At 58.0% G+C, this 11312-nt stretch carries 13 protein-coding genes; 9 read left to right on the plus strand and 4 right to left on the minus strand.

Annotation, left to right across the window (positions count from 1 at the left end; translation table 11 throughout):
• Window positions 1-98 precede the first annotated feature (98 nt).
• Both ABD827_RS01035 and hutZ read right to left on the minus strand, forming a co-directional pair.
• Window positions 99-536 carry a CBS domain-containing protein gene (locus tag ABD827_RS01035; RefSeq protein WP_344961536.1) on the minus strand — a complete coding sequence of 146 codons (438 nt, stop codon included), beginning with the start codon at window positions 534-536 and terminating at the stop codon, window positions 99-101.
• Between the two features lie 146 nt (window positions 537-682).
• Entirely contained in the window at window positions 683-1210 is a 528-nt protein-coding gene (gene hutZ / locus ABD827_RS01040) for a heme utilization protein HutZ (protein WP_344961538.1), read from the minus strand.
• 302 nt (window positions 1211-1512) lie between these two features.
• Between hutZ and ABD827_RS01045 the strand changes: the two genes are divergently transcribed.
• Genes ABD827_RS01045 through ABD827_RS01055 form a run of 3 tightly spaced genes read left to right on the plus strand, consistent with a single transcriptional unit; the run spans window position 1513 to window position 3269 of the window.
• A complete protein-coding gene (locus tag ABD827_RS01045) occupies window positions 1513-2220 on the plus strand; it encodes an energy transducer TonB (protein ID WP_344961540.1) in 708 nt (235 codons plus the stop codon).
• A 3-nt stretch (window positions 2221-2223) separates the two neighbouring features.
• Entirely contained in the window at window positions 2224-2847 is a 624-nt protein-coding gene (locus ABD827_RS01050) for a MotA/TolQ/ExbB proton channel family protein (protein ID WP_344961542.1), read from the plus strand.
• On the plus strand, window positions 2844-3269 hold the full coding sequence (locus tag ABD827_RS01055) for an ExbD/TolR family protein (protein ID WP_344961544.1): 426 nt from the start codon (window positions 2844-2846) through the stop codon (window positions 3267-3269). The genes ABD827_RS01050 and ABD827_RS01055 overlap by 4 nt, the downstream gene beginning before the upstream one ends.
• A gap of 113 nt (window positions 3270-3382) precedes the next feature.
• Here ABD827_RS01055 and ABD827_RS01060 read toward each other — a convergent pair whose 3' ends face one another.
• A complete protein-coding gene (locus ABD827_RS01060; protein WP_344961546.1) occupies window positions 3383-5014 on the minus strand; it encodes a methyl-accepting chemotaxis protein in 1632 nt (543 codons plus the stop codon).
• Between the two features lie 652 nt (window positions 5015-5666).
• Here ABD827_RS01060 and ABD827_RS01065 point away from each other — a divergent pair.
• On the plus strand, window positions 5667-6722 hold the full coding sequence (locus ABD827_RS01065; RefSeq protein WP_344961548.1) for a BMP family protein: 1056 nt from the start codon (window positions 5667-5669) through the stop codon (window positions 6720-6722).
• Between the two features lie 498 nt (window positions 6723-7220).
• Window positions 7221-8888 carry an energy-dependent translational throttle protein EttA gene (gene ettA / locus ABD827_RS01070; protein ID WP_298715734.1) on the plus strand — a complete coding sequence of 556 codons (1668 nt, stop codon included), beginning with the start codon at window positions 7221-7223 and terminating at the stop codon, window positions 8886-8888.
• Between the two features lie 6 nt (window positions 8889-8894).
• Here the strand turns inward: ettA and ABD827_RS01075 are convergent, their stop codons facing one another.
• Window positions 8895-9065, minus strand: coding sequence for a hypothetical protein (locus ABD827_RS01075; RefSeq protein WP_344961551.1), 171 nt, complete (start codon window positions 9063-9065; stop codon window positions 8895-8897).
• Window positions 9066-9121: 56 nt separating this feature from the next.
• Between ABD827_RS01075 and ABD827_RS01080 the strand changes: the two genes are divergently transcribed.
• The 4 genes from ABD827_RS01080 (at window position 9122) to ABD827_RS01095 (ending at window position 11149) form a co-directional block, all read left to right on the plus strand.
• On the plus strand, window positions 9122-9562 hold the full coding sequence (locus tag ABD827_RS01080) for a globin (protein ID WP_344961553.1): 441 nt from the start codon (window positions 9122-9124) through the stop codon (window positions 9560-9562).
• A 110-nt stretch (window positions 9563-9672) separates the two neighbouring features.
• The gene (locus tag ABD827_RS01085) at window positions 9673-10032 is read left to right on the plus strand and encodes a lysozyme inhibitor LprI family protein (RefSeq protein WP_344961555.1); all 360 of its coding nucleotides are present in this window, start codon (window positions 9673-9675) and stop codon (window positions 10030-10032) included.
• Window positions 10033-10124: 92 nt separating this feature from the next.
• Window positions 10125-10835: an AzlC family ABC transporter permease gene (locus ABD827_RS01090; RefSeq protein WP_344961557.1), complete on the plus strand. Its 711-nt coding sequence runs from the start codon at window positions 10125-10127 to the stop codon at window positions 10833-10835.
• Window positions 10832-11149, plus strand: a complete 318-nt coding sequence (locus ABD827_RS01095; RefSeq protein WP_344961559.1) for an AzlD family protein — start codon at window positions 10832-10834, stop codon at window positions 11147-11149. Before ABD827_RS01090 ends, ABD827_RS01095 begins: the two co-directional genes overlap by 4 nt.
• The last annotated feature ends 163 nt before the right edge of the window (window positions 11150-11312 follow it).

The raw sequence follows: 11312 nt of genomic DNA on the forward strand, positions 1-11312 counted from the left end.
CTGGCCCCCCGTCCCCGCCTTCGCGAGGATGACGTTCCTTCGCGAGGGTGACGACAAAAGTAACCAAGCCCAGAATCCACATCAGTCATGGGACATGGCTAAGCCTTGCGTTCCTTGAGAAGCTCGGCGCACAACCGCACGAAGTCGGAAGAGGTCACAATGCCGGTCAGACGCTGTTCGTCATCCACCACCGTCAGGCAGCCATGCTTGTTGCTGAGAAAAAACGGCACCACTTCGCTCAGGGGCGCCTTGACGTCGACACTTTCAACGTCGGGATCGATAATCTCTACCACCCGGCACTGGCGTTCGCGCCGCTCCAGCGCACTGACGCCATAATCGGACAGCAGGCTCATGACGGTGGCAATCATGCGTTTCTGCGTCAGCACTCCCAGCAGTTTGCCGGTGAGCCTGTCGACCACCGGAATATGACGAATGCTTTTTTCCCGCATCAAATCATGGGCATCCTTGAGGGTGGCACTCTGATCCAGAGTCAGTAAATCGCGGGCCATGATATCGCCAACAGAGTTTGCAGCCATGGGTCGTCCTTCCTTGTTTGTTCGGTTCAATCATTTAACAGTATGCGTCATGTTGTGGCACAGAGCCGATTCGGTTGCAAACAAAAAAGAAAAAGCCCGGTGAATTCAGGCACTCACGGGCTTTTGATGGGTATTATTCCATGTCATTACTCGGCGGTTGCAACCGGCTTGTGCCCGTCGGTCAGGTGCAGTACATCCACCAGATCGTCGCCACTGACGGCGAAGGCCTGACCGAAGCCCTTGACGAACAGCCCCTTGAGCGGCACCAGCCGAAACAGATGAAAATCGCCCAGTCCGGACACGGTGTCACCCAGGCGCGCGGTCAGCGCCGCTATGCCGGCCTGCCATTCGGGCGTGTCGCGGGTCACCCGTTCCGGGCGAGCATCAAAGGTCAGCCGCTTGCGGGCAAACAGCTGGTGGCAGCCCTGCTCGTCTTCCACCATCATCAGCGATATTTTCGGGTTGGCCAGCAGGTTACGGGTATGCCGGGCCAGCTCGCTGATCAGAATGTAATAGCCGTCTTCACGCAGGGCGAAGGGCGCATAGCTGACATTCGGTGTGCCCTCGTCATCCACGGTGGCCAGCACCAGGGTACGCATTCGATCGCGAAACTCGCGAATTTCAGGTTCCAGCCGGCCCTGCAGGCGTGCCTGCTTTTCTGCTTTATCAACCATGTGGTTATTCCTTCAGTGCGTTTGCGCGAATAGTAACGCCAGGTCGGGTTATCGGCCACTCGCTAACCGGCATTAACCCGATAACCCGGCCAAATGCGACCTTCACGCGACTCTTCAGGATAACGCAGACCCGGCTACGTGGGCGTCGGCAACGATCGTGGCGAATAGCGGCACACTTTTACTTCTGAATCTCACCACAGACAAATACAACTCATTACCATTTGCAATAGACATCGTATTTAAAATCCGTATCCTGTGGCGACAAAACCTAATTATTCTCTTTTTATATCCGGGGTTTGAGCTTGAACGTTCGACGCTACACGCTGTTTGTACTGGCCTCTCTTTTGCTGCATGGACTGCTGGTTCAGGCCATGGAGCAGGAAGATCAGACCATCTCCATGTCATCCGACACCGCCCCAGGTCCAATCAGCGTGCAAATGCTGCCAACCGTGATGCAAAAAAAGCCCGAGCCTGTGGTAAAGCCCGAGCCCGTGGTAACCCCCGAACCGATGGTCAAACCGACGCCCAAACCTGAGCCCAAACCGGCACCGGTGCCAAAACCCAAGCCAAAGCCCAGGCCTGCGCCGAAACCCACACCACAACCCAAGCCGCAGCCAACGCCAAAGCCTCCGCCAGCGGTTCAGCCCGCGGCCGAGTCACCACCGCCTGCAGCACCGGCAACCCGCGTGGAGCCCAAGCCACAGCCTGTCTCCGCCAAAGACAGTACACCCAGACGTATCGAAAAGCCCAGCTTCAAAACCCGGCCGGCACCGATTCCCTATCCGTCCCGGGCGCGCCGTCGAGGCCAGGAAGGCACCGTGTTGATCGAGGTGTGGCTGGATGAAAACGGTAAACAAACCAAACGGATACTGGCCCGCTCTTCCGGCGTGCATTCGCTCGATAAAACCGCGCTGAAAGCCATCGCCAAATGGCGTTTTTCCGCCTACGTCGAAAACGGCAGAAGCATCGCTCACCGCGTTCATATTCCCATTCGCTTTAAACTGGACTAACTCATGTCATTTTTGAATCAACTGCATCAACAACTGGGCCTGATGAGCTGGCCGTTAATCCTGTGCTCTGTGCTTACGCTGGCGCTCTGGCTGGAGCGGAGCCTGTCTCTGCTGTGGATCAGCCTTAGCGGCGAACAGGAAAAACGTCGCCTGCGGCTGCATGGCAACGCCTACCCGGAGGCAGACATTGCCGCCCCAAAATCGCAGATCCTGCAAGGGTGCAGCCTGCTGGTGCGCCACCGGGACTGTGACAAAACCACGCGGGAAGACCTGGCCTCGGTCTGGCTGCAACAACAGCGCCGACGCCTGCATGGCGGTTTGCGGGTACTGACCCTGGTGGGGGTTATCAGCCCGCTGCTGGGGTTGCTTGGTACCGTACTGGGGCTGATCGAAATGTTCAGGAGCATCGGGGAAAATGGCGATCCCGTCACCCCGGCACTGCTGGCCGATGGCCTGGGTCTGGCCATGAGCACCACCGCCGCCGGTCTGCTGATTGCCCTGCCCGCCATTGCCGGCGCCCAGCTGTTCGGGCTGTGGGCCGATCGTCTGCTCGACAAGCTGACCGATGAGCTGAACCAGTGCAACCTGTATCTGGAAGGAGTAAGACTCGGAGGCCGCGCTACATGATCGGTCGCCCCGAACCCGCCCACGCCGGCTGGCGTGCGCTGACACCGGATATAACCCCGTTACTCGATATCATCTTTATCGTGCTGGTATTTCTGCTGCTCACCGCCAATATTCCGCTGCAAACACTGGACGTCGATCTGCCCAAAACCGACAGCGAAGCGCTGAGCCGTGTGCAGGACAACAAAACGGTTACCATCAATTTGCTGGCCGGCAGTCCCGCCTGGGCGCTGCAGGGAGAACAATACCCAGACTGGGAACAGTTCAGGCCCGTGCTGCTTGGCCAGATAGAGACGCTGAAGGACGCCGAGCTGGTGCTGGCCTCCGACAAGGAAGTCACCGTCGACAACATGCTGAAGCTGCTGGCCTTTTTACAGGAACACCAGATTCAGGCCACCCAGATCCTGATGGAGGAAGGGCAATAACGACGCGCTGAACGATGACCTTGTTACTGCTGGTCTGCGCGGCAGCATCGGCCGAGACTCCCCGCCTGCGCAGCACCGGCAGTCATCCCGTGCCGGTGTAGCACCGACCGGAATTACGACAGGCGAAAACGCCCCACCAGCTGACTCATCTGTCCTGCCAGTTGCGCCAGCTCGTCGCTGGCCGACGAGGTCTGGGTCACACCGGTGGCGCTTTGCTCGGCAATGCTGCTGATGGTGACCAGATTGCGATCTATCTCCCGGGCCACCTGGGCCTGCTCTTCCGCCGCGCTGGCAATCACCAGATTCATGTCGTTAATCTCTCCCACCCGCTCGGCGATGCGATTCAGCGCCTGCTCCGCGTCACCGGCCATGGCTCTGCTGCGTCCAGCATAATCCGCACTTTGCTGCATTTCACTCACCGATTCGCCGGTGGCCCGCTGAATGGTGGAAATAATGCGTTCAATTTCGGCGGTGGAACTCTGGGTGCGCTGGGCCAGATTGCGCACCTCATCGGCCACCACCGCAAAACCGCGACCCGCTTCACCGGCCCGGGCCGCTTCAATGGCCGCGTTCAGCGCCAGCAGGTTGGTCTGCTCGGCAATGGCCTGAATCACATCCAGTATCTGACCGATATTGGTCGCTTCGGTGGCCAGTCGTTCCACGGTGCCGGAGGTGCTGTCCAGCTGATCCGCCAGTTGATCGATCACGCCACGGGTCGCCGTGACCTGTTGCCGTCCTTCTTCTGCCACCCGTGATGTTTCACTCGAAGCCGATGAAGTGCGATTGGCGTTACCGGCCACTTCTTCCACCGCCGCCGACATTTCGGTGACCGCCGTGGCGGCCATCTGCACCTCTTCATTTTGCTGATTAATGCCTCTGGTGGTTTCCCCGGTCACCACATGCAGCTCTTCCGCCGCCGCCGCCAATTGGGTGGACGAGCCCTGAATTTCCCGCAGGGTGCTATTCAGGGCCAGCTGCATATCCCGCACCGACTGCTGCACCTGAGCAATTTCATCATTACCGCTGCACTCCACGGCATGGCGCAGATCGCCCTCTGCCACCTGAGCCGCCGCCGCTTTAAGCGTGTCCAGTGGCTGAGTGATGCTGCGGATCAACCACAGCGCCAGACCGCCCCCCAGCACCAGCATCACCAGCAGCCGGCCAATCACACCATTGCGGGTTTGTTCAAAGGCGGTGTGGGCATGGTTGTACTCCTGCCGGGACTGCTCCAGCTGAATTTCCATCAGCCGGTTGAAGCGTTCGCTCAGAGGATCGATCAGCTGATACAGCTCCTGCCGAATAAACCGGTTAAGGCTGACCTCATCCTGCCGGCGAAGTATGTCGGCAAGGCGGGACAAGGGCGCTTCGGCCGCCTTCATCAGCGGCGCCAGCTCCTCCACCAGCCGCGCCTCTTCCGGTATCATCCGGGTAGCACTGTAAAGACGCCAGTGTTCATCTATCTGGCGACCCGCTTCCTTCAGTTCGTTCAGCGCCTGAGCATGGGACTGATCGCCACTGCGCACCTTCTGGCTGCTGCCCACAATATTGACCGCATACATATCGGCAATCACCTTGAGATCCTGCAGCGGCACCACCCTGTCCTGATACACGGTATCAAGACCCGCCACGCTGCGCTGCAGCGCCGTCAGTCCGCTGAGTGCCATCAACAGACAGCCCAGCAGCAATAACCCTGTCAGAACCAGCAAACGTGTTTTAATCGACCACTTACGCAACATCATCATCATCAGGCTCCATTAGGGGCATCAGGTTGGAAGGCCACCATTCGACACGGCGACGCCGTCACACAGCAAGCACAGTAAAAAACCTTACTTTCAAAATGCTGTAAAAAAGAATGGGCAGGAAATAATCAAACCGAGGAGATTCTTATACAAAAAACCAAAGCTTGTACAACCAGAGGGAAATCTTATACAAACAACATTTACTTGTACAACATTCTTTTTGAAAATGCCGGCCACCCTGAAAGACGCAAGCCTCAGCCTAACAAAGTGCAATGACACGGCCTGCAAGGTCCTCGTGTACGGAGCAGCGGTAAACACAGTGGAGTGAAGACGGCAGGCATGCCGACAAACCCTTCTGGATGGACTGGGGCTTCTTCGGCAATACCGTTATCTCCGCCAGCCTCACCCGCTGGAGCAGTAAACGCGACGACGAATAACCCGATCGCAGGGACGCGATCTTGCCGCTTTCTACCCTCTTTTTTCTCTTCGTTTATTTCAGCCCTCCCCGTTACTCCCCTTTTCTGTGACCGCACTCGCAATTGAACACCATTATCGTTAACAAATGCGAAACCATTAGGTAACTTCACGACCTGAGGTAAATGCATACAAAAAAAACTCACAAAACGCACACACGCCGAGACAAATGAAGGACAACATCATGTACAAATTTGGAAGTACTCTGCTGATCGCCGCCGGTCTGACCCTGGCTCCCCTGGCTCAGGCCATGGCCGCCGACAAGGCCGACATCGCCGTGCTGATCCCCGGTAAACACAACGACAACGGCTTTATGCAGGCCGCCTATCGGGGCTATGAGAAGATCCAGGCCGAGCTGGATGTTAACGCCAGTTATGTATCCAATATCTCCGCCACTTCGGATCCGGTACTGCTGACCGATGCCATGCGCAAACTGGCCCAGGAAGACCCCGACATGATCATCGCCCACGGCGGCCAGTGCAACGGCCCGGCCCAAACCGTGAGCCAGGAGTTTCCCGACATCAAGTTTGTGGTCATTCAGGGCCATGTGCAGGGCCCCAACCTGTCCAGCTATGTGGTGCGCCAGGAAGACTCCGCCTGGCTGGCCGGTGCCCTGGCCGGCCTGACGACCGAGTCCGACGTGGTGGGCCATATTTCCGGTGCCTGGCCCACGCCGGGTCTGATCGGCCGCGCCGCCTTTTATGACGGCGTGAAGCACGTCAATCCCGATGCCCGGTTCCTGACCTGGTTTACCGGTGATCTGGATAACACCAGCATCAACGGTGAGGCCGCCGCCGCCGAAATCGCCAAGGGTGCCGACGTCATCTACACCATGCTCAACGCCGGTCGCCAGGGGGTGATTGACGAGATCAAGTCGCATGACGGCAAGGTGCGCCACATCGGCAACGTGTCCGACTGGACCCGGGTTGACCCGAGCTTTGTCGGCTCGGCGGTGGCCGATGCCAGCGTGGCCATTCTCAATGCCGCCCGCGACTACACCACCGGCGAATGGCAGCCCAACCAGATCACCGAAATCGGCCTGGGCCAGGGTGATGTAGTCAAGCTGACCCTGGCCGACGATGTATCACCCGAGGTGAAAGCGAAGCTGGATGCGCTGGCGCAACAACTGATCAACGGCGAGATCACCATGAAAACCACCTTTGATGGCCAGGAGTTCAATCCGGCCAGCGGCGAGTTTGTGGATCAGTCGTTCAAGGAAACCCTGAAGACCAAGTCCTGATAGCCACAAATTAGCTTGCTGCATTAAGAGGCAGCAGGGTTGCCTCTCCCGACACGCTTCGGGCACATCCCTGTGACGCTCGGCACATGACATCTGACCGCCAGGGACGGCGGAAATGCCGAAATAGCAGGAGCATTTTTCGGCCCTGTCATATGACGGTCGGCTGAGGCTATCCCTGTTGCCTCTTCTTGATTCCCGAGTCGTCTGCCGGCTGCATCGGAGCCGATAAGAGGAGCAAAGGGATCTGCTCTGCCGACCTTCTATTACGGCGAGTCGGCGGAGCTGGCCCTTTGCCCGACTTGCATGAACATTCAAAGTACCGCACCCTCGTGAAATTCCCGCTTCTCCGCTTTCGGACACTGGCATTCCCCGCCCAGCCAAGTACCATATAGCGCCATGGCCCTGCGTTGGCCGCAGGTTTGGCATACCTGGCACAGCCTGCCACCATCACCTGTCAAGACGGCCTGTCAACTCACTGATTTATCAGGACAATCATAAATGGCTCAATTTGTTTACAGCATGAATCGCGTGGGCAAGGTAGTTCCGCCCAAGCGTCATATTCTGAAGAATATCTCCCTGTCGTTTTTCCCCGGCGCCAAGATCGGCGTACTGGGTCTGAACGGCGCCGGTAAATCCACGCTGCTGCGCATCATGGCCGGCCTGGATACCGAAATCGAAGGCGAAGCCCGCCCCCAGCCCGGCATCAATATCGGTTACCTGCCCCAGGAGCCCAAACTCAAGCCGGAGCAGACGGTACGCGAAGCCATTGAAGAAGCGGTGTCCGAAGTGGCCGGCGCGCTGAAAGAGCTGGACGAGGTCTACACCGCCTACGCCGATCCGGACGCCGACTTCGACAAGCTGGCCAAGCGTCAGGGCCAGCTGGAAGCCATCATTCAGGCCCACGACGGCCACAACCTGGACAACCAGCTGGAACGCGCCGCCGACGCCCTGCGCCTGCCGCCCTGGGAAGCCACCATCGACAAGCTGTCCGGTGGTGAACGCCGCCGGGTCGCCATGTGTCAGCTGCTGCTGGAAAAACCGGACATGCTGCTGCTCGACGAACCCACCAACCACCTGGACGCCGAGTCCGTGGCCTGGCTGGAACGCTTCCTGCACGACTACGAAGGCACCGTCGTGGCCATTACCCACGACCGTTATTTCCTCGACAACGTCGCCGGCTGGATCCTGGAGCTGGACCGCGGCGAGGGTATTCCGTGGGAAGGTAACTATTCTTCCTGGCTGGAGCAGAAAGACGCGCGTCTGTCCCAGGAGCAGTCTTCAGAGGCCGCCCGCCAGAAGTCGATCCAGAAAGAACTGGAGTGGGTTCGTCAGAACCCCAAAGGTCGTCAGGCCAAGTCCAAGGCCCGTATGGCCCGCTTTGAAGAACTGCAGAATCAGGACTTCCAGAAGCGTAACGAAACCAACGAGCTGTTCATTCCGCCCGGTCCGCGCCTGGGCGATCAGGTGATCGAAGTCGAGCATCTGACCAAGTCCTACGGCGACCGGGTGCTGATCGACGATCTGTCGTTCAGCATTCCCAAGGGTGCCATCGTCGGCATTATCGGCCCCAACGGCGCCGGTAAATCGACCCTGTTCCGCATGATGACCGGCGCCGAGCAGCCGGATTCCGGCAGCATCACCCTGGGTGAGTCGGTACAGCTGGCCTCGGTCGAGCAGTTCCGTGACAGCATGGACGACAGCAAAACCGTGTGGGAAGAAGTGGCCAACGGCCAGGACATGCTGCGCATCGGCAACCTGGAAATCCCCAGTCGTGCCTACCTGGGCCGGTTCAACTTCAAGGGCATCGACCAGCAGAAGCGGGTCGGCGAGCTGTCCGGTGGTGAACGCGGTCGTCTGCACATGGCCAAGCTGCTGCAGACCGGCGGCAACGTGCTGCTGCTGGATGAACCGACCAACGATCTGGACATCGAAACCCTGCGCGCGCTGGAAAACGCCCTGCTGGAATTCCCCGGTTGCGCCATGGTGATTTCGCACGATCGCTGGTTCCTCGACCGCATCGCCACCCACATCCTGGATTACCAGGACGAGGGCAAGGTGGAATTCTTCGAAGGCAACTTCACCGAATACGAAGACTGGAAGAAGAAAACCTACGGCGCCGAGTCGGTGCAGCCCAAGCGCATCAAGTACAAGAAAGTCACCAAGTAAGACTTTTTACCCGATGAACAATACCAAAGCCCGCATGATGCGGGCTTTTTGTTGAGTGATACCAACTGTATCGAGGGCCATCGAACCAGCTATAATAATGTTCAAATCCAGCTGGAGATTCGGCAACGGCGCGCCCGCATGCTTGCCACCGAGCAAGACTCCATTTGTTTGGGTCATATTTCGCGCCTTTTTCAGGCAAGGTAAAACATAGGGTAGAGTGACAAGGGCGTGATATGAGTTTTGAACAAATCTTTGATGACAGTTACGAACGCGTTTTACGCACCCGCAAGGATGGAACCGATTTTTTCGGCGCCTTCTATCATCGATTTCTGCATGATGACGAAAGAATCGCCCAACGTTTTGCAAATACCGACATGGCGGTTCAGCAAAGCATGTTGAAAAAGTCCTTCTACAGCCTGTTTGCTTTTTATGCCAGTGGCCAGGCTGACGATGCGATTCGCCGCATCGCAGAAAGGCATAACCGTGATCATCTGGACATTCATCCAGAATTTTATGATCGCTGGCTTGAATGTTTGATCAGTAGCGTAAAGCGGTTTGACGATGAGTTTTCGGAAGACGTGGAATTAGCCTGGCGTCTGGTGATGGCTCCCGGCATTACCTATATGAAATTCAAATACGACAAGCCATGCCCGACGCCGTCCGGGGAACGGTAAACTGCAGCTCGTATTCCGGCCTGCCGCCAAGGTCGGCGCCATTTTCCGTTCGCACGGTTGAATCAATGCGAACAACTGAGTAACCGCACCCCATCGCTCTGGAGGCCGACATGAAAACCATCCTTATCCTGTTCACGCTAACATGCTTTTGGTTCATGCCACCGGGGTATGGCCAGAATGCAACTCAGGTGGAACTAAACGAGCAATCCCGGCAACACTATCAAACCGCCGACCAGGCGCTGAACCAGGCCTACGGCCGGTTAATGAACAAGCTGGACCCCGCACGCAAGCAAAAACTCAAAACCGCCCAGCGCGCCTGGCTCAAGTTTCGCGATGCCCAGGCCGAGCTGGTGTCATCGGCGTATGAAGGCGGCTCCATACAACCGCTATCCCACAGCGAGGAGCTCAAACGCCTGACCGAAAACAGAACCAAGGAGCTGGAACAACAACTGCAGGACGAAAGCCTCTGAATCGGCACCGAACTGTGAGCCTGCCGCCTCGCCCCTCACCCTGCATGATGGTATTCTTGTCGGCTTTGTAACGCATGAGCCCCGAGACCGTTATGGACACTTACGCCGAACAGGCGCGACTGGAGCCAGCCGATGCCTGGTTTGGCTTCAAGCAGCTGTTACCACTCTCCTTTTTTGTGGCCGCCTTCGGGCTGGCCTTTGGCCTAGCCGCAGCGCAGGAAGGCTTGAGCGAAGGCAGCATAGTGTTGATGAGCGCGCTGGTGTTTGCCGGTACCTCCCAGTTTGCCGCGCTGGACATCTGGGGCACCCAGGTGCCGCTGGTGCCGCTGATCATCACCACCTTTGCCATCAACGCCCGTCATCTGCTGATGGGCGCCAGTCTCTACCCCTGGCTACGCCATCTGTCTTTACCCAAGCGCTACGGCATCATGCTGTTTGCCTCCGATGCCAACTGGGCCATGGCGATGCAGGGCTTTCACAAGGGCGAGCGGGCATTGGGCATTCTGTTTGGCGGCGGCCTGGCCATCTGGTCGTTCTGGATGATCGGTACCTGGCTCGGCCTCTATTTCGGCAGCGCCATCGAAGACCCGTTCAGCATCGGGCTGGACATGGTGCTGGGCTGCTTTCTGCTGGCCATGACCCTGGGCGGACGCAAGGATCTGCGTACCTTCATTATCTGGGTCGTGGCGGGCGCGTCGGCGATGATGGCCTACTGGTGGCTGCCCGCCAACAGTCATGTGGTGGTGGGTGCCCTGTCGGGTGGTTTGCTCGGCGCCCTGTGGATGGAGAAAAAACCAAAATGACACTGGAAACCGCCGGTTCAGGCACCCTGCTGATTATCGGCGTCATGGCCGTCGTGACCCTGGCCACCCGCTGGGGCGGCGTCTTCGTGATGTCGCTGATCCCCATCAACCATAGGGTGCAGCAGTTTATCAGCGCCATGTCCGGCTCGGTACTGGTGGCCATTCTTACCCCGCTGGCGGTCAACGGCGATATCGGCGCCCGCATGGCGCTGCTGGCCACGGCACTGACCATGCTGGTACTGAAAAAGCCGCTGCCGGCCATTACCGCCGGCATTATCGCGGCGGCGCTCAGTCGACAGTTATTCGGTGGTTAACCGTCAATCACAGCTGTTCAATGCAAAAGCCCGCCAAATGGCGGGCTTTTCTGTTTTATCGATGTACTGAATGTGGGCTTATACCGATCACATTGGCTATGTATGAGTTAACTGTGTCTGTGCCAATAAGATGCTGTTTTCATTCGGGTTAGTGTGAGTTTCA

Origin of the sequence: Oceanisphaera sediminis (genome assembly GCF_039539745.1) — a bacterium.
Classification (GTDB): domain Bacteria; phylum Pseudomonadota; class Gammaproteobacteria; order Enterobacterales; family Aeromonadaceae; genus Oceanimonas; species Oceanimonas sediminis.